The sequence below is a fragment of the Actinomadura rugatobispora genome (assembly GCF_055379765.1).
In genome coordinates this window covers 10,255,848-10,272,998 of the sequence record NZ_AP029191.1, presented here as the reverse complement: position 1 = coordinate 10,272,998, position 17,151 = coordinate 10,255,848, and the positions used below count along the sequence as shown (strand labels likewise).

General features: G+C 72.8%; 17 protein-coding genes. 8 read left to right on the top strand and 9 right to left on the bottom strand.

The features are described from left to right. Positions 1-18: 18 nt before the first annotated feature. The 4 genes from ACZ466_RS45910 to ACZ466_RS45895 form a co-directional block, all read right to left on the bottom strand. Complete coding sequence (locus ACZ466_RS45910) at positions 19-636, bottom strand: PASTA domain-containing protein (protein ID WP_378291100.1); 618 nt, start codon at positions 634-636, stop codon at positions 19-21. 83 nt (positions 637-719) lie between these two features. Beyond that, positions 720-1,541 carry an SAM-dependent methyltransferase gene (locus ACZ466_RS45905; RefSeq protein ID WP_378291098.1) on the bottom strand — a complete coding sequence of 274 codons (822 nt, stop codon included), beginning with the start codon at positions 1,539-1,541 and terminating at the stop codon, positions 720-722. A 499-nt stretch (positions 1,542-2,040) separates the two neighbouring features. Beyond that, positions 2,041-2,430, bottom strand: a complete 390-nt coding sequence (locus ACZ466_RS45900) for a hypothetical protein (RefSeq protein WP_378291096.1) — start codon at positions 2,428-2,430, stop codon at positions 2,041-2,043. Between the two features lie 20 nt (positions 2,431-2,450). Next, positions 2,451-3,893, bottom strand: a complete 1,443-nt coding sequence (locus ACZ466_RS45895) for a sialidase family protein (protein ID WP_378291094.1) — start codon at positions 3,891-3,893, stop codon at positions 2,451-2,453. A 187-nt stretch (positions 3,894-4,080) separates the two neighbouring features. On the opposite strand from ACZ466_RS45895, the gene ACZ466_RS45890 reads away from it, so the two are divergent. Next, entirely contained in the window at positions 4,081-4,620 is a 540-nt protein-coding gene (locus ACZ466_RS45890; protein WP_378291092.1) for a hypothetical protein, read from the top strand. On the opposite strand, the gene ACZ466_RS45885 is transcribed toward ACZ466_RS45890, so the two are convergent. From ACZ466_RS45885 to ACZ466_RS45875, 3 genes are all read right to left on the bottom strand, one after another. Beyond that, positions 4,621-5,019: a DUF779 domain-containing protein gene (locus ACZ466_RS45885; protein ID WP_378291089.1), complete on the bottom strand. Its 399-nt coding sequence runs from the start codon at positions 5,017-5,019 to the stop codon at positions 4,621-4,623. It abuts the gene before it with no gap. Next, positions 5,019-6,536, bottom strand: coding sequence for an acetaldehyde dehydrogenase ExaC (exaC, locus tag ACZ466_RS45880; RefSeq protein ID WP_378291087.1), 1,518 nt, complete (start codon positions 6,534-6,536; stop codon positions 5,019-5,021). Before exaC ends, ACZ466_RS45885 begins: the two co-directional genes overlap by 1 nt. An 83-nt stretch (positions 6,537-6,619) precedes the next feature. Continuing rightward, positions 6,620-7,846, bottom strand: coding sequence for a sigma-54-dependent transcriptional regulator family protein (locus tag ACZ466_RS45875; protein ID WP_378291085.1), 1,227 nt, complete (start codon positions 7,844-7,846; stop codon positions 6,620-6,622). Between the two features lie 147 nt (positions 7,847-7,993). On the opposite strand from ACZ466_RS45875, the gene ACZ466_RS45870 reads away from it, so the two are divergent. The 4 genes from ACZ466_RS45870 (at position 7,994) to ACZ466_RS45855 (ending at position 12,323) form a co-directional block, all read left to right on the top strand. Further along, positions 7,994-9,550, top strand: a complete 1,557-nt coding sequence (locus tag ACZ466_RS45870) for an alpha/beta hydrolase (protein ID WP_378291083.1) — start codon at positions 7,994-7,996, stop codon at positions 9,548-9,550. 188 nt (positions 9,551-9,738) lie between these two features. Further along, on the top strand, positions 9,739-10,971 hold the full coding sequence (locus ACZ466_RS45865) for a DUF418 domain-containing protein (RefSeq protein ID WP_378291081.1): 1,233 nt from the start codon (positions 9,739-9,741) through the stop codon (positions 10,969-10,971). A gap of 99 nt (positions 10,972-11,070) precedes the next feature. Then, complete coding sequence (locus tag ACZ466_RS45860; protein ID WP_464041962.1) at positions 11,071-11,865, top strand: SDR family NAD(P)-dependent oxidoreductase; 795 nt, start codon at positions 11,071-11,073, stop codon at positions 11,863-11,865. 35 nt (positions 11,866-11,900) lie between these two features. Continuing rightward, positions 11,901-12,323, top strand: a complete 423-nt coding sequence (locus ACZ466_RS45855) for a cupin domain-containing protein (protein ID WP_378291077.1) — start codon at positions 11,901-11,903, stop codon at positions 12,321-12,323. 302 nt (positions 12,324-12,625) lie between these two features. On the opposite strand, the gene ACZ466_RS45850 is transcribed toward ACZ466_RS45855, so the two are convergent. Then, entirely contained in the window at positions 12,626-13,273 is a 648-nt protein-coding gene (locus tag ACZ466_RS45850) for a response regulator (RefSeq protein WP_378291075.1), read from the bottom strand. Next, positions 13,270-14,046, bottom strand: coding sequence for a sensor histidine kinase (locus ACZ466_RS45845; protein WP_378291073.1), 777 nt, complete (start codon positions 14,044-14,046; stop codon positions 13,270-13,272). The genes ACZ466_RS45850 and ACZ466_RS45845 overlap by 4 nt, the downstream gene beginning before the upstream one ends. Before the next feature lie 138 nt (positions 14,047-14,184). On the opposite strand from ACZ466_RS45845, the gene ACZ466_RS45840 reads away from it, so the two are divergent. From ACZ466_RS45840 to ACZ466_RS45830, 3 genes are read left to right on the top strand one after another with little or no spacing between them, the layout of a single operon-like run. Next, positions 14,185-14,859 carry an ABC transporter ATP-binding protein gene (locus ACZ466_RS45840; protein WP_378291071.1) on the top strand — a complete coding sequence of 225 codons (675 nt, stop codon included), beginning with the start codon at positions 14,185-14,187 and terminating at the stop codon, positions 14,857-14,859. After that, positions 14,856-15,809 (top strand): FtsX-like permease family protein, encoded by a 954-nt coding sequence (locus ACZ466_RS45835; protein WP_464041961.1) that lies wholly within the window; start codon positions 14,856-14,858, stop codon positions 15,807-15,809. The genes ACZ466_RS45840 and ACZ466_RS45835 overlap by 4 nt, the downstream gene beginning before the upstream one ends. Continuing rightward, positions 15,790-17,142 carry an ABC transporter permease gene (locus tag ACZ466_RS45830; protein ID WP_464041960.1) on the top strand — a complete coding sequence of 451 codons (1,353 nt, stop codon included), beginning with the start codon at positions 15,790-15,792 and terminating at the stop codon, positions 17,140-17,142. Before ACZ466_RS45835 ends, ACZ466_RS45830 begins: the two co-directional genes overlap by 20 nt. The last annotated feature ends 9 nt before the right edge of the window (positions 17,143-17,151 follow it).

The following is a 17,151-nucleotide window of genomic DNA, read 5'->3' as shown; positions in this document are numbered from 1 at the left end:
GGGACATCCCGAAGGCGACTACGGGGTGCATGATCCCTTGCTGTCGGCGACTCGCAGGTTCAGCGTCGTGCCGTAGTGCTGGCGCATGCTCTGGCCGGCGGACGGGTCCTGGGCGCAGACGGCGCGTTCGAGGTGTGACCTGTCGTCGTATCCCTCGGTCACGATGGGCTGGCTGCTGACGATCGGAAAGCCGAGTTTCAAGGCGGCCTGTTTGGCCTCATTGCCGGTCTTGCCGACGAAGTTCGGCACGACCGGCCAACTGGAGACGCGCCCGTCGGGCGGACAGGGCACCTGCGGGGGCAGGAAGCCGAGCTCCACCTTCTTCGCCTGAGAGTCCTCGACCTGCGTGCAGACGATCCAGGTACCGGAGTAGGACTCACCATCGAACAGATGATTGTCAGGCAGAGCCCTGTACGCGGTGGTGTAGGCGGGCCAGGAGCGCCTCAACTCGCCGCTGACGGCATCGAGCGTCTTCCCTTTGAAGGAGGGCAATACGGGTGACGAATGTTGCGATCCTGCACCGCGCTCCGCGTCTGCTCCGGCGGAGGTGCTGCCATCGCCCCCGTCCGAGCAGCCGGCCAAGCCGAGCGCGGACATCGTCAACAGACTGAGAACAAGTGGCTTGATCCCTGCCATGTGCCGCTCCCGAGCGTGACCGCGTCGGCCGGCCGCACCCGCGCTCGGCACCAACGCGACAACGATGTTGCGCAGATCCCTGTTCAGGATTTGCGCCCTACTCCTGACAAGACGATGTGGTCGATTCCATCGGCGGGTGTGAGGTTCGGCCCGTCCGGCCACCAGTCGCGCAGATAGGTGAGCCCGGGCTCGACCAGCCGCAGCCCTGAGAAGAAGCCTTCGATCTCTTTACGGCTGCGGAAGTTGCCCGAGCCCATCGAACTGTTGTTGAACACATCGGAGATGTAGCGGGCGATCTGGCTGGCCTCGCTGTCGTCGTCTGGATCGTGCCAGTGGGTCAGCGCGAGATACGAGCCGGCGGGCAGCAGTTCGACGTACTCCTGCATGATCTCGTCCGGCCGCTGCTCGTCGGGGACGTGGTGGATGGTCGAGCACTGGATCAGCCCGATCGGCCGGGACAGATCGAGATGAGAGGTGATCACCGGATCGGCGAACAGGTCACCGGGACGGGTCAGATCCCCCGTCACGAATCGGGTGTTGTCGTTCTCCTCCAGCAGCGCCCTGCCATGCACGGCGACCACCGGGTCGATGTCCACGTACACCACGCGGGCGTCCCGGTTGAGGCGCTGGACGGCCTGATGGGTGTTCTCCGCCGTGGGCAGCCCCGAGCCGCAGTCGAGGAACTGGTCGATCCCGGCCTTGACCAGGAACCGCACGGCACGGATCAGCCATGCCCGATGCTCTTGCGCGAACCGCAGCGACTGGGGGATCTGCTCGATGACCTGGCCGGCGACGCTCCGGTCCACCTCGAAGTTGTCCTTGCCCCCGAGAAAGACGTCATAGACACGGGCGATACTCGCCTTCGTGGGATCGATCCGGGCCGACGCCGGGTCATCCTGAGCCATGTGTCCTCTCCAAGCCTGTGATCACCACCAGGGTCGAATACTAGGGGAAACCACCAGGTTTGGACGGCCCATACACGCCAGACCGCAAGCCCATCCACCCTCGCACCTCCTGTGGGCCGCACCCCTCACTCACCCCAAAACCGCCGGCGTCCGGGCGGGCCCGCGCCATGGGTGACAGGGGCAGCCGTTTTCGCGGGCCTACGCGGAGCCCGTCTCACGCCATGCAACCCCCCGCCAGCGTCGGCCCGTCTCGGCGTATGCCAGGTATCCACCCGGTGCCCGTGGCGTTCGGCCACGGGACGCACGCGGCGGCCATTGCGGATGGGTCCGGCCCGGATCAGGATGGTGGAAAGGTGTCGGGTGATCTCCCGGCGGAGTGGTGGAGGTGTTGCTGGTGAACGCCGCAACCGTGCGGTGCGCCTCGGCATGCGCACCAGACGCCGCCCACACCGCTTCGCTCACCGCCTGACCCGTTCGCACGCGCGGTGGGCGCATTCCCTCACTCGCCGCGGCCGGGTTCGGACTGCTGCCCCACGCCGGCGGCGTCGCGGGTTCGCTTGCGTGCCTGCTGGCCGCCGGCCTGGGGATGAGCGTGCACGCGCTGTTGTCGCGCGTGCTGGCCGCCGAACTCGTCGCCGGCGCGATCGGCAGGCAGCGCGTCTACTCCACCTTGATGATCGCCATCAACGTCGCCGCCTCGATCGGCCCGTTCCTGGCCATGCTCACCTACCGGGGCGGCGACGCGCGACCGCTGTTCATCGTTATCGCCGCCTGCTACCTGCTGGCCGGAGCCTCCCTGGCCTTCGGCGTCCCCGCGCACCTGCGCACCCCGGCCGCCACCACCCGCCGGCCGGTCGGCCGCACGATGCTGCGCGCCGGCCGTCATCATCGTCCGGCCGCGGGCTCTGATCAGGGGGTGGTACGGACGTGGGCGGCGGCGCAGGCGGGGGCGTCGGGGGCGGACCAGGTGCTGGTGAAGCCGTGGCCGGTGGCGACGAGGCCCATCTGCTCGCCCACGAAGAAGCCGCGGGGGCTGGACGCGTCGGGGATGCGGGGAGCCCGGCGCATGTCGAACGACCTTGTCGTGAGGCGGTTCTCGCGCCACTTCGCGGTCGGGCCCGTGCAGGGGACGCCGGGGACGGGACGGCAGCGGGCCAGCCAGCGGTCGGTGAGCAGCGGCGTGCCGGGACCGTTGTGGCGGAAGTCGGAGTAGGAGACGGCCAGGGTCCCGTCGCGGCCCACCGCGGCCGAGACGGTGAAGGCCTGCTGGTCGCCCGCGGGGATCGTGGTCGGGGTCCGGTTCACCTTGATCGGCTCGGTCCAGGTGCGGCCGCCGTCGCCGGACGAGGTCAGGGCGACGCCGTCGGCGGCGCCGCCGCCGAACCGCGCGTCCTGCCAGACCGCGTACAGCCGGCCGGTGCGAGGGTCGATGGCGGTGTCGGAGAGCAGGCTGGTGGTGTGCGATACGTGGTCGCCCGTCTCGGGGTCCTGGATGGTGATCCTGGACCTCATGTCGGCGATCTTCCGCGGCGCGGACCAGGTCGCGCCGCCGTCGGTGGAGCGGACGGCCTGCAGGCTGTACTCGCTCAGGCCGGGGCCGCCCCTGAAGCGGATGTGGGTGTGCAGGTCCAGCAGGGTGCCGTCGCCGAGCACGGTCAGGCGGTGCCCGGTGGCCATGCTGCCCTCGGCCGGTTCCACCACGATGCGGGGAGGCGTCCAGGTGCGCCCGCCGTCGGTGCTGCGGCTGATCCAGCCCTGGTTGCGAGTCCGCGCCTCCGCGGGGAAGCGCGGGCCGACCACGTACAGCACGTCGGGGTCGCGCGGGTCGGGCACCGCCTGACCGGCCGCGACCACGCCCTGCCGCGGATCCGGCTCCTCCAGGATCACCGAGGGGCGGGTCCAGGCCCGGCCGTCGTCGGAGCGGACCGACAGCGCCGCGGACGCCGACCCGTCGGCCATGTCGACGCCGGCGGTGACCACGAGCCCGCCGTCGCGGGTGAAGGTCGCCATGGGATCGTCGACGTAGTCGTAGCGGCCTCCCGAGCAGCGGGTCAGGCCCCGCACCACCGAGCGCTTCCAGGTGCGGCCGCCGTCGCGGGTGACCGCGGCGACCACGCCGCGGTGGTGGTCCTGCGGCCACACGGCGGCGATCCGGCGGGGGTCGGACGGGTCGGCGGCCAGGGTCGGCTCGATCGCGCCGTCCGCCTTCTCCGCGTCCAGGGCCCCGGGAGCGCAGCCGGAGAACGGGCTGTCGCCGGACAGCCGTGACCGCTCACCTCCGTCCGCCACGGCGGCGGAGACGGGCAGCAGCGCGATCACCGGTGCGGCGAGGACGGGCAGGGACTTGCGCATCGCGAACTCCTTCCAGATGGTGATCGCGATTGTCCGAACCCGTTCACGGGGCCGTCGTCCCACACCCGAGGTAACCTCTCGTGCTCCCCCGGGCGCAGACGCACCGACCGGCGCTACTCCCGGCCCCCTCCCGGTGAGGGCCCTCTACCGTGGGACCGCCACGAGTTCTCCGAAGGGCGGCGAGGGCGTGAAGGTCGCACTGGTAGTGCTGCTGTTCGCCGTTTTCGTGGGCTTGTTCTATTTCCTCGACCACGACGAACAGGAGTTGGCCGCCGGCTCGGTGGCGGCCGGAGACAGGCCTTCACCCGCCGACGGGCAAGGGTTCGCCTATCGGATGTCGGCCGGGCAGACGGTCGGTTCCACCTATACGCTGCCGAATCTGAAACGACGCTGGACCGAGCGGATCGGCGTCCGTCCCTACTATTACCTGTACGGCGCCGTGGAATTCCGCGCCGACCGGCGCTGTGCGTCCAATGCGCGATTCGAATGGCGGCTGGGCAGGGAGCGGGATCGTCTGCCTTTGACCCACCGGGTCCGGTTCAACGGTCTGCGCGTCGCCCCGGGCTCTCTGCGGCTGAGCGTCCGGCTGGACGCGCCCGCCCCCTGCTCGGGAACGCTGTGGTTCCACAAGCCCACCGTGGCGAACATCCAGCCTTACAGGGACAGCGAAACCAGGTCGTCGCCGAGCGTCGAGACCGTTAGACGTTGGGGTGGTCCGCCTGCTTGATCACCCCTCCCCGTTCGGGAGGGGCGGCTCGGCTTGGATGCGTTCGGCCTCCTGGTCGGTGAAGAGGCGGGAGCGGATGAGGAAGCGCACGCCGTCGGGCGCCTCCAGGGAGAAGCCGCTGCCTCGTCCCGGAACCACGTCCACGGTCAGGTGGGTGTGCTTCCAGTACTCGTACTGTGCGGCGCTCATCCAGAACGGCGTCCCGTCGTCGACATGGCCCAGCAGCACGTCGGCGCCGCCGACCAGGAACTCCCCGCGCGGGTAGCACATCGGGGAGCTGCCGTCGCAGCAGCCGCCTGACTGGTGGAACATGACCGGGCCGTGCCGCCCGACGAGGCTCGCCAGGGTCCGCGCGGCGGCCGGGGTGAGCCGGACGCGCTCGACCCGTCCGGGTTCCATCAGAAGAACCCCAGGCGCTTGGGCGAGTAGCTGACCAGCAGGTTCTTGGTCTGCTGGTAGTGGTCGAGCATCGCGCGGTGGTTCTCGCGGCCGATGCCCGACTGCTTGTAGCCGCCGAACGCGGCGTGCGCCGGGTAGGCGTGGTAGCAGTTGGTCCACACCCGGCCCGCCTTGATGGCGCGGCCCATCCGGTACGCGGCCGAGCCGTCCCGGGTCCACACGCCCGCGCCGAGCCCGTACAGCGTCTCGTTGGCGATCTTCAGGGCCTCGTCCGTGGAGTCGAAGGTGGTGACCGACACGACCGGGCCGAAGATCTCCTCCTGGAAGATCCGCATGTCGTTGGTGCCCTTGAAGATCGTCGGCTCGATGTAGTGGCCGCCCTCCAGGCCCGGGACCGTGCGGGCGCCGCCGCCGGTCAGCACCTGCGCGCCCTCCTGCCGGCCGATGTCCAGGTAGGACAGGATCTTCTCGTACTGGTCGCGGGACGCCTGCGCGCCGATCATGGTGGCCGGGTCCAGCGGGTCGCCGGTCACGATCGCCTCGGTGCGCGCCACGCAGCGCGCCATGAACTCGTCGTAGATCGAGGCGTCGATCAGCGCCCGCGACGGGCAGGTGCACACCTCGCCCTGGTTGAGCGCGAACATCACGAACCCCTCGACGGCCTTGTCGAGGTAGTCGTCGTCGGCCGCGGTCACGTCGGCCAGGAAGATGTTGGGGCTCTTGCCGCCCAGCTCGAGGGTCACCGGGATGATGTTCTGCGAGGCGTACTGCATGATCAGCCGCCCGGTGGTGGTCTCCCCGGTGAAGGCGATCTTGGCGATCCGGGGGCTGGCGGCCAGCGGCTTGCCCGCCTCGACGCCGAAGCCGTTCACGACGTTCACCACGCCGGGCGGCAGCAGGTCGGCGACCAGCTCGATCAGCAGCATGATGCTGGCCGGGGTCTGCTCGGCCGGTTTGATCACCACGCAGTTCCCCGCGGCCAGCGCCGGGGCCAGCTTCCAGGTGGCCATCAGGAGCGGGAAGTTCCACGGGATGATCTGCCCGACGACCCCGAGCGGCTCGTGGAAGTGGTAGGCGACGGTGTCCTCGTCGAGCTGGCTGATCCCGCCCTCCTGGGCGCGGATCACGCCGGCGAAGTAGCGGAAGTGGTCCACGGCCAGGGGCAGGTCGGCGGCGAGGGTCTCGCGTACGGGCTTGCCGTTCTCCCACGACTCGGCGACCGCGAGCCGCTCCAGGTTCTCCTCGATGCGGTCGGCGATGCGGTTGAGCAGCACCGAGCGTTCGGCCACCGGCGTCGCGCCCCATCTGTCGGCGGCGGCGTGCGCGGCGTCCAGCGCCAGGTCGATGTCGGCGGCCCGGGAGCGGGCCACCCGGGTGAAGACCTGGCCGTCGACCGGGGACGGGTCGTCGAAGTACTCCCCGTCGACCGGCGGGACGAACTCGCCGCCGATGAAGTTGTCGTAGTGGTCGGCGTAGGACACGACGCTGCCGTCGGTGCCCGGCTTGGCGTAGACCATGGGGTGCCCTCCTCTGTGATGGAGGACACGATGCGCCGCGAAGGTTGTCGGAAGGTTGCCGCCGCCCGGTCGCCGGGGCGCGTTCAGTCGCGGAGGGCGGCGTCGATGCGGGCGGCGGTGATGCCGCGGCGGCCGTCGGACGGCCCCAGCAGCCGGTGCGCGTGCTGGTGCACCTCCAGGTCGTAGCGGTGCCGCTCGCCGTACGCCAGCGCGTGCTCGGGTATCGGGGAGGCGAGGACGGCCCTGCGCACCGCGACCTCCAGGTACTCCCGCCACCGCACGACGCCGGGCGCCTCGGACTCGGGCAGCAGCGGGCCGGCGTAGCGCCGGACGGCCGTCGCCGTGTCGCCGGAGGCCAGCGCGTCCAGGACGGCCGCGGCGTCGCACCCGACGGGCTCGGTCAGCGTGTAGCGGCGCTGGGCCAGCGCGCCTCCGAGCGCCCTGCGCAGGTGGGAGACCTGCGCCTTCAGCGAGGTCATCGCCACCGGCCGGTCACCGTACAGGGCCTCGCGCAGCCGCTCGGGGGTGAAGCCGTCCGGCTCCAGCGCCAGCAGGGCCAGGATCTCCAGCTGGCGCGGGCGCAGGGGCAGCGGGGCGCCGTCCCGCAGCGCCCGGCCGTCGCCCAGGCAGTCGAGCGTGACGCGCGGCACGGCGGAGGACGGCGGGGCGGCCGGCAGCCGGGCCAGCCGGCCTTCGATGCCCGCCGCGAGGGTGCGCACGGTCGGCATCACCATCGGGTGCGAACGGTCCCAGGTGCTCGACAGGTCCAGGACGCCCAGCAGGCGCCCGCCCGGCCCGCGCAGCGGGGCCGCGTAGCAGACCCAGCCGTGCAGCGCCTCCACCAGGTGCTCGGCGGAGAACACCGTCGCGGGGCCGCGGTCGCGCAGCGCGAGGGCCGGGGCGCTGGTGCCCATCGCGGTCTCGTCCCAGCGGCCGCCGGGCGCGAAGTTGACCCGTTCGGCGCGGTCGCGCATGACCCGGCCGCCGTAGGTCCACAGGATCGTGCCGGAGGCGTCGGTCACGGCCGCCACGAAGCCCGCGTCGTCGGCGATGGAGCGCAGTTCGGAGGCCATCTCACCGACCGGGCCGGCCAGCGGCGACGCCCGCCACCGGTCCACCACGTCCGCCCGGCCGGGCGCGCTGGCACGGCGCGGATCGACCACGACCCGCGACCGGTCCCACGACGCCGCGATCTCGGTGCGCAGCGCCGATCCCGGTTCGGGCGGGCGAGGGTCCCGGCCGTCCATCAGGCGCGACCACTCGCGCACCAGCCGCGACCGCCGGGTCCGCAGAGCTCCGTCTCCTGCCATCTGGCCCCTCCCGGCCTGAGATCCCGGTCACATCCGATTGTGACACCGCGGGACCCGGCGCGCCGCCCCGCGGTGGGGCTGGCCCCAGTCCGGCCCGGAGGGCTTGCCGCAATGACTTCGGGCCCGGCGGCGGATGGAATGGGGTCCATGATCATCACACGCTGGGCCATGGCCGCGACCGCGCTCGGCGCCGCCGCGCTCGTCGGCTGGGCCGGTGCCGCGCCCGCCTCGGTGTCGGCCCCCCGCTCCCCCGCGCCCGATCTGTCGCTCCACCTCGGACAGCGCCCGGACTGGGGCGCGTGTCCGGCCGATGCCGCGGATCTGGTCGAAGCGGGCGCGCAGTGCGCGGAGGTGACCGTGCCGCTGGACTACTCGGACCCCGGCGGCCGCTCGATCAAGCTCGCGATCTCCCGGATCAGGGCCGGCGACCCGGCGCACCGCCGCGGCATCCTGCTGGCCAACCCGGGCGGGCCCGGCGGGCCGGGGCTGGAGTACGCGGCCCGGCTGCGTCCCGCGCTGAAGGACGCGGCGGACCGGTACGACCTGATCGGCTTCGACCCGCGCTTCGTCGGCCGCAGCACCCCGATCCACTGCGGGCCGTCCCCGAAGGCGCCGCCGACGTACTCCCGGAGGGAGGCGTTCGAGGCGTCCGTGCAAAACGCGCGCGACACCGCGCGGCGCTGCCACGAGCACGGCGACAACGCCGCGCTGCTCCCCCACGCCTCCAGCCGCAACGTGGCCCGCGACATGGACCTGATCCGCGCCGTCCTGGGCGAGCGTGAACTGTCCTACTACGGGGTGTCCTACGGCGGCGACCTGGGCGCCGTCTACACCCAGATGTTCCCCCGCCACGCCGGCCGCGTCGTGATCGACAGCGTCACCGACCCGGCGCTGACCCAGTACGAGAACTTCCAGGCCTCCGGCCGGGCCCAGGAGCGCGGGCTGGACGAATGGGCCGCCTGGACGGCCCGGCGTTCGGCCGAGTACCGGCTCGGCGACACGCCCCGGCAGGTCCGCGCCGTCGTCGAACGCGTCGGCTCCCGAGTGGACCGCGGCCCGCTCCCCATCGGCGACCACGTGGTGGAGGCGAGAGTGCTGGGCCTGTTCCTGCGCCAGATGGTCGGCAACGGGGAGAGCGACGCCACCCTCGCCAAGGCCGTCCGCAACCTGGCCGACGCCGCCGAGGGCCGGGACGTCGAGCCCATCCCGGAGCTGAGCACGTGGCTGGAGCTGTTCAGCACGCCGAGCCCGGAGCTGGACAACCAGTTCAACAGCGGCAACGCGATCTTCTGCGGCGACGGCGGCTGGCCGGCCGGGGGCTGGCCCGACGACCCCGAGCGGTACTGGCGCGACGCCGAGCGCGCCCGCCGCACCCAGCCGGTCTTCGCGGCGACGGCCAACGCGATCTTCCCGTGCCCGTTCTGGAGGACCGAGCCCCGCGAACCGGGGGTCGAGATCGGCAACCGGGTCCCCCTGCTGCTCCTCCAGGCCACGCGCGACAACAACGTCCCCTACACCGGTGCCGTGGCCATGCACCGCAAGCTCAAGAGCTCGCGCATGATCTCGGCCGACCTCCGCTCCCACGGCGTGTACGGACGCGGCGTCGACGGGCTGACCCCGGTCCCGTGCGCGGACCAGGCCGTCAACGCCTACCTCCGTACCGGCGCCCTGCCCGCCGCCGACCTCATCTGCCCGGCAGGGTGAACGGGATCGCGCGCCCCCGTCCCACGTGGTGAGCGGGGGTCTCCGGGGTTACCGTGGAGGTTGGTGCCGGGGACGATTCCTGCGCCTGCCGCCACGGCATCCGACACGGACACCGACCGATGAGCCATCGGATTCTGGACCCTCGCGCCTGGGCCGGGGCGCGCCGCCATCGTCGAGGACGAGAGCTCGTGAGGCCGGGCGAGGTGCCCGCCCGGCCGGGAAGCTCGCGCGCTCCGCCGGCTCCGCCCTCCGCGCCGCCGGAGGGGAGGCTGGTCGGGCTGGACCTGGCCCGCGGGCTGGCCGTGCTGGGGATGTTCGCCGCCCACATCGGGCCGGACATCGAGGACGGGGGCGTGGCCGGCACGGTGATGCAGCTGACGCACGGCCGGTCCGCCGCGCTGTTCGCCCTGCTGGCCGGGGTCACGCTGGTGATCATCGGTGGCCGGCGGCGGCCCAGGACCGGACTGGACGGCCGGCGGGCGAGGGCGAAGATCACCGTCCGCGCGGTGGTCCTGATCGCGCTGGGCACCGGGGTGGCGATGCTCCCGGCCCCGGTGGACGTGATCCTCGCCTACTACGGGCTCTGCTTCCTGCTGGCGCTGCCGCTGGTGCGGCTGCGCGCCGGGACGCTGGCGGTCATCGCCGCCGTCCTGGCGGTGGCCGGTCCCCTGCTGTCCTTCGGGGCGCGAACCGTCCTGGACGAGCAGGCCTGGGCGCAGTCATGGGAGCACGCGATCGCCCTCTACGACCCGCTCGAACGGCTGAGCCACGAAGGCGTCGTCGACCTCGTGCTCACCGGGGCCTACCCGGTGCTGAGCTGGCTGCCGTACATGATCGCGGGCATGGCCCTGGGGAGGCTGGACCTGAGGGCCGCCCGGGTGCGCCACCGGCTGCTGGCCGCCGGGTCGGCGCTCGCGCTGGCCGGCTACGGCGCGTCGTGGCTGGCCTTCCACCTGATCCCCGGGGTGCCCGCGGCCATCGCGGACTCGGGCTGGCTCGAGTCGGGACCGGTGACCTGGTGGCAGGGGCCGGAGACCGGGACGGTGGACACCGGCACCCCCGCCCTGCTGCTGGTGGCGGCACCGCACAGCGGGACGCCGTTCGAGATCGTCGGGAATCTGGGCGTGGCGATCACCGTCGTGGTGTGCGCCGTCGCCCTCACCGACCGGTGGGCCCGGGTACGCCGGCCGCTGCTCCCGGTGATCGCCGTGGGCACCATGTCGCTGTCGGTCTACGTCGCCCACATCGTCGTGCTCGCGCTCCTGGACTCCGACGACACCTTCGGCGGGCTGCCCGTCCTGTCCGCCTTCATCGCCGCGGCCCTGGTGCTGGCGGTGCTGTGGACCCGCCACTTCCGGCGCGGCCCGCTGGAGCACCTGCTCAACGCCGCCGCCCAGGCGGTGGCACGACGCCTCAGATGACGGCCGCGGTCCGGGGCTCCCTTGACACCTGTGTGCGGTCCACTGACAATCGGCACCTAGAGAAAGATCCTTCGCTATTGCGAAGGATAAGGAGGGGCCATGAAGGACGCAGGACGTCTCGCCGGCAAGGTCGCATTGGTGACGGGCGCCGCGCGCGGGATCGGGCACGCGACGGCCGCCCGGTTCGTCGAGGAGGGCGCGCGGGTCGCCGTGGCCGACATCAACCTGGAGGGGGCGGCGAACGCGGCCGCCGCGCTGGGCGCGGCGGCCGTCCCCGTGCACCTGGACGTGACGGACGAGGGCTCGTGGACCTCCGCCGTCGAGTCCGTGGTCGAGCGGCACGGCGGGTTGGACATCCTGGTCAACAACGCGGGCATCGGGGCGGGCGGCCCGCTGCACGAGGCACCCCTCGCCGATCACTACCGCGTCATCGACGTGAACCTGCACGGCGTGCTGCTGGGCATGCGCGCGGTCACCGGTGCGCTGTCGGCGGGGGGCGGCGGGGCGATCGTCAACATCTCGTCCATCGACGGGCTGGTCGGCATCCGCAACCTGACCAGCTACGTCGCCTCCAAGCACGCGGTGACCGGGATGACGCGTTCGGCCGCGCTGGAGCTCGGCCGGTTCGGCATCCGGGTGAACTCGGTGCACCCCGGGGTGATCGCCTCCGAGCTGGTCCGGGAATCGGCGGCGAGAGGGATCCTCGATCGACTGGTCGAGAGGCAGCCGATCCCGCGGATGGGCCGTCCGGACGAGGTCGCCGCGCTGGTGGCGTTCCTGGCGTCCGAGGAGGCCTCCTACTGCACCGGCGCGGCCTTCGTGGTCGACGGCGGGCATCTGGCGGGACCCTGGCGGGAGGACTACACGGGCGCGGGCGCCGCTTCGGCGGGCTGACCGGCTTTCACACCCACCTCGGAAGGAGCGGGCCGATGACCGACGACACCGACCGGCAGGGCGGGGAGGAGAGGCCCCGGCAGTTCTTCTTCGACGTCGCCGAGATCGCGGGCCGGACGACCGCGGAGATCTTCGGTGAGTCCGAGGAGGCCGAAAAGTATTTCGAGCTGTTCGGCCGCGACCTCGTCACCAAGGCCATTCTCCAATCTCCGCAACTGTCCGTTTACCATGAAGCGGCGAAGCCCGGTGAGCGGGTCAAGCCGCACCGCCACGGCACCCACCAGCTGAACTACGTCCTCCGGGGCGAGCTCATCTTCGGCCGCCGGCACGTCGGCCCCGGAATGGGCTTCTTCACGCCCGACCTGCTCTATTCGTGGCGCGCCGGCGACGAGGGCGCCGAATGGATCGAGATCCACGCCGGTCAGCCGGGCGTCTTCCTGCGGCAACGGGAATTCTGACGCGGCGCGGCGACTCGCGGCCGAAAAGGAGAGGCAGGGGGCCGGTCCGGCCCTCTGCCTCTCCCCCGCCGACGCCGGCGGTAACCACCGCACCGACCGGTGCCCCGCGCGTTCTTCACGTGCGGGACCGGTCGTCTCAGTCCCTCGCAAGCCTCCTTGGCCTCGTGGAGCACTTGATCGCGGTGCTCGCCCTCTGCGGTACATCTCATTTCTTGCACGACATCATGCCCGATATGCACTGACTCGGGCTAAAACTGGCTATTTGACTGGATCATTGCCGATCGCTGGATCTCATCTCCCGGTCACTCCGGCGAACCGGGAACGACGAGACCCGACTCGTAGGCGACCACCACGGCCTGGGCACGGTCGCGCAGACCCAATTTGGCGAAGATACGGGCCACGTGGGTCTTGACCGTCGCCTCGCTGAGCTGCAGGCGGGCGGCCAGCTCGGCGTTGGACAGGCCCCCGCCGACCAGGCGGAGGACCTCCTTCTCCCGCGGTGTCAGGCCGTCCAGGCCCCGGGGCTCCGGCGCCGGGCGGGCGAACCGCTCGACCAGGCGGCGGGTGATGGAAGGGGCGAGCAGCGCGTCGCCGGTCGCGACGAGCCGCACCGACGCCACGAGGTGCTCGGGGGTGACGTCCTTCAGCAGGAACCCGCTGGCCCCCGCGGCGAGCGCCGCGTACACGTACCGGTCGAGGTCGAAGGTGGTCAGCATCAGCACCCGGCACGCCGGGTCGTCGGCCAGGACGCGGCGGGCGGCCTCCAGGCCGTCGATGCCGGGCATCCGGATGTCCATCAGCACCACGTCCGGCCGCAGCCGCCGCGCGGCCGTCACCGCCTCCAGCCCGTCGGCGGCCTCGCCCGCCACCTCGATCCCGGCCCTGCTCAGGATCATCCGGAATCCGCCGCGCACCAGCGTCTGGTCATCGGCGATCAGCACCCGGGTCACGGCCGCTCCAGGGGGATGCGGGCCCGCACCCGGTAGCCGCCGCCCAGCCGCCGCCGCGCGTCCAGGTCGCCGCCGTACACCGCGACCCTCTCGCGCAGCCCGGCCAGGCCCCGGCCGGGCTTGTTCTCCGCCGGGGCGGGCCCGGTCCCGGTGAGCACGCTCGGACCGGTGTTGAGCACCTCCAGCCGCAGGTTCCGCGTCCCGTAGCCCACCGTCACCTCCGCTCTCGCCCCGGCCGTGCCGTGTTTCAGCGCGTTGGTGAGCGCCTCCTGGACGACGCGGTAGCCGGTCGCGTCGATCCCGGTGGGCAGCGGCCGCGGCTCACCGGTCACCCGCACGTCCACCGGCAGGCCCGCGAAGGCGATCCGGTCGACCAGGGTCCCCAGGTTGGCGAGTGAGGGCTGCGGGGCGAACGCGTCGCCGTCACCGTCCGGGGCGGGCGCGAGCACCCCGAGCAGGTGCCGCAGCTCGGTCATCGCCTCCCGGCCGGTCCGCTCCACGGCCAGCAGCGCCTCCTCGACCTCGCCGTCGAGGCCGTGCCGGGCCGCGCCCGCCTGCACGACCATGACGCTGACGCTGTGGCTGACGATGTCGTGGAGGTCGCGGGCCACCCGGGCCCGTTCCTCCTCGACGGCCCGGCGCGCCGCGGCCTCGCGCTCGCGTTCCAGCAGCCAGGTCCGGGCGCCCAGGTCGGAGCGGCGCCTGCGCCGCTCCCACAGGGCCCACGCGCACGGGCCCGCGACGAGCAGGGGGACGATCCACGCGGGCAGCACCCGTCCATCCTGGCGCGGTCCCGGACGGATCGCATCATCCTGGCGGGCCAGTGCCCTACATCCGTCGGATGACCCGGCGCCGCACCTACACCCGGGGCCCGACGCGCGGGCGGCGTCCCGCCTCCTACCGTCACGGCCATGGAACCGATGGTCCGGATGACGGACGTGCGCAAGGAGTACGGCGAGACCGCCGCGCTCGCCGGGGTCAGCCTCGACGTCAAGGCGGGCGAGGCCGTCGCGGTGATGGGCCCCTCGGGGTCGGGCAAGTCGACCCTCCTCAACATGATCGCCGGCCTGGACCGGCCCACCTCGGGCACGGTCGCGGTGCGCGGCGAGGACATCACGGCGATGGGCGAGGCCGCGCTGGCCAGGTACCGGCGCCGCCGCGTCGGCATGGTCTTCCAGTTCTTCAACCTGCTCGACGACCTGCCGGTGCTGGAGAACGTGATGCTGGCCGCCCAGCTGCTCGGCACCGCGCGCAGGCAGGCGCGGGCCCGGGCGATGGAGCTGCTGGACGAGCTGGGCATCGCCGACCGCCGCAACGCCTACCCGGTGGTGCTGTCGGGCGGGGAGCGGCAGCGGGTCGGCGTCGCCCGCGCGCTGATGAACCGGCCCGCCCTGCTGCTGGCCGACGAGCCGACCGGGGCGCTGGACTCGCGGGCGGGCGAGCAGGTCATGGACCTGCTCCTGGACCTCAACCAGATCGGCCAGACCCTGCTGATCGTCACCCACGACGAGCGGCTGGCCACCCGGTGCGCGGACCGGGTCGTGGCGTTCGAGGACGGCCGGGTGGCCGCCGAGGTGACCCGGTGAGGGCGGTGTGGCAGGCCGCGCGGTTCGCGGTGCGGCGGCGCAGGCTGCAGACGTCCCTCATCACGCTTGTGCTGCTGCTGTCCAGCGCGACGGTCGTGCTGGCGCTGGGCCTGCTGGTCACCGTGGACGACCCGTACGACAAGGCGTTCGCGCGGCAGCGGGGGGCGCATCTGACGGTCACCTACGCCCCCGCGAAGGTCACGGCGGCGCAGGCGGCGGCGTCGGCGTCCCGGCCCGGCGTCACGGCCGCGGCCGGCCCCTTCCGCACGCAGATCATGAACGTGTCCGAGGGGAACGGGCGCGGGCTGCTGCCGCCCGGCCCCCTCACGGTCTCCGAGCGGGCCGGGCGCGACGGCGACCGGGTGGACCGGCTGTGGCTCAAGAGCGGCCGCTGGGCCACGGCCCCCGGTGAGATCGTGATCGGCAACGACGTCCGGTTCCCCTTCGACCCGATCGGGAGGACGGCGACCTTCGGCGACGGCCGCGCCTTCACCGTCGTCGGGACCGCGGGGTCGATCACGCGGTCCGCCCAGGCGTGGGTGGCGCCGGGGCAGCTGACCGCCCCCGACGGCCTGCAGATGCTCTACCGGCTCGCCGACCCGGGGGCCCCGGCCGGCACGGTCACCGCCGGCCTGCCCGCGGCCTCGAGCCAGAGCTACCTCGTGCCCCGCCAGAAGGCCACCGAGGACGGGAAGGTCGTGATCCCGTTCCTGATCGCGTTCGGGATCGCCGGGCTGATCGTCGCGGTGCTCATCATCGGGAACGTGGTCAGCGGCGCGGTGGTGTCGGGGTTCCGGCACATCGGCGTGCTCAAGGCCCTCGGGTTCACCCCCGCCCAGGTCACCGGCGTCTACCTGGCGATGGTGGCGGTGCCGGGGGTGCTGGGCGGCCTGGCGGGGATCGTGATCGGGAACGCCCTGGCCGGGGGGGGTGATCGGCGCGTTCGGTGAGTCGTTCGACCTGCCGACCGCCAGCGGGGTCTCGGTACGGGTGGACGCCCTGGCCCTGGCGGGGGTGCTCGCGGTCGTCGTCGTCACCGCGCTGGTGCCGGCGGTCCGGGCGGGCCGGATCCCGGCCGCGGTCGCGGTGAGCGCGGGCGCCGCGCCGCGCCGCGGCCGGGCCCTGCGGATGCAGCGGGCGCTGGCGCGGACGCGGCTGCCGCGCCCGGTCAGCCTGGGCCTGGGCCTGCCGTTCGCCCGGCCGGGACGGACCGCGCTGACCGTCAGCGCCGTCGCGTTCGGGGTGGCGGCGGTGACGTTCGCCTACGGCCTCGACCGGTCCGTCAGCTCCTACTTCGCCGACGCCGAGCTCACCGAGACCGTCCACGTCCTGGTCCCCAACGATCTCGGCCGGCCGGTGTCGCTGGACGGGCGGCCCGGCACGGCGAAGGTCGCGCTGACCCGGTTCGAGCAGGTGCACGTGCCCGGGTTCGACCGGGCGGTGCACATGAAGGCCTACCAGGGCTCCGTCACCGACCGGCACGGCCACCGGCTGGTGCGCGGCCGCTGGCTGGCCGGGCCGGGCGAGGCCGTCGTGGGCGACCCGTTCCTGAAGACCGGCGGCAAGAAGATCGGCGACAGCATCGTCGTGACCAAGGACGGCAGGAGCGTCACGCTGCGGATCGTCGGAACCGCGCTCGTGGACGGCGGCGACTCCGTCATCACGGACTGGGCGTCCCTCACCCCGCTCACCGCCCGCACGACGGCGCCCGAGTCCCCGGGCCCCGGTCCGCACGCGCGCATGGCCTTCTCGATCCTGGAGGTCACCCTCACTCCGGGCACGTCTCCGGACGCCTACGTCGCCGCGCTCAAGCGGGACGGGGTGGAGGCCACCACGGCGGCCGAGGGGATCGAGGCCGGGCGGGTGGTCCTCCTCGGGCTGGTCACGCTGCTGACCCTGGGGCTGACCGCCGTCGCCGGGCTCGGGGTGTTCAACACGGTGATCCTCAACACCCGGGACCGGGCGCGCGACTTCGGCGTCCTGAAGTCGCTGGGCGCGACACCGGGGCAGGTCCTGACGGTGGTGCTCACCTCCATGGCGGCGCTGGGCCTGGCCGGCGGGCTGGTCGGGCTGCCGCTGGGCGTCGCCGCCCACCGGGTGGTGCTGCCGGCCATGACCGGCACAGGCGGCCTCATCCTCCCCTACGGCCTCCTGGAGATCTTCCCTTGGCCGCTGATGGTCCTGTCCGTCCTGGCGGGCGTGGCGATCGCGCTGCTCGGCGCGCTGATTCCGGCCGGGCGGGCGGCCAGGATCGGGACGGCGGCGGCCCTGCGCTCGGAGTGAGGCGCGTTC

What these genes read in the sequence shown, in the direction of transcription:
- ACZ466_RS45910 (WP_378291100.1), bottom strand. Translation starts at nt 636, where the DNA reads ATGGCAGGGATCAAGCCACTTGTTCTCAGTCTGTTGACGATGTCCGCG.
- exaC (WP_378291087.1), bottom strand. Translation starts at nt 6,536, where the DNA reads ATGGTCTACGCCAAGCCGGGCACCGACGGCAGCGTCGTGTCCTACGCC.
- ACZ466_RS45885 (WP_378291089.1), bottom strand. Translation starts at nt 5,019, where the DNA reads ATGGAACCCGGACGGGTCGAGCGCGTCCGGCTCACCCCGGCCGCCGCG.
- ACZ466_RS45895 (WP_378291094.1), bottom strand. Translation starts at nt 3,893, where the DNA reads ATGCGCAAGTCCCTGCCCGTCCTCGCCGCACCGGTGATCGCGCTGCTG.
- ACZ466_RS45900 (WP_378291096.1), bottom strand. Translation starts at nt 2,430, where the DNA reads ATGATGACGGCCGGCGCGCAGCATCGTGCGGCCGACCGGCCGGCGGGT.
- ACZ466_RS45875 (WP_378291085.1), bottom strand. Translation starts at nt 7,846, where the DNA reads ATGGCAGGAGACGGAGCTCTGCGGACCCGGCGGTCGCGGCTGGTGCGC.
- ACZ466_RS45860 (WP_464041962.1), top strand. Translation starts at nt 11,071, where the DNA reads ATGAAGGACGCAGGACGTCTCGCCGGCAAGGTCGCATTGGTGACGGGC.
- ACZ466_RS45870 (WP_378291083.1), top strand. Translation starts at nt 7,994, where the DNA reads ATGATCATCACACGCTGGGCCATGGCCGCGACCGCGCTCGGCGCCGCC.
- ACZ466_RS45855 (WP_378291077.1), top strand. Translation starts at nt 11,901, where the DNA reads ATGACCGACGACACCGACCGGCAGGGCGGGGAGGAGAGGCCCCGGCAG.
- ACZ466_RS45840 (WP_378291071.1), top strand. Translation starts at nt 14,185, where the DNA reads ATGGAACCGATGGTCCGGATGACGGACGTGCGCAAGGAGTACGGCGAG.
- ACZ466_RS45905 (WP_378291098.1), bottom strand. Translation starts at nt 1,541, where the DNA reads ATGGCTCAGGATGACCCGGCGTCGGCCCGGATCGATCCCACGAAGGCG.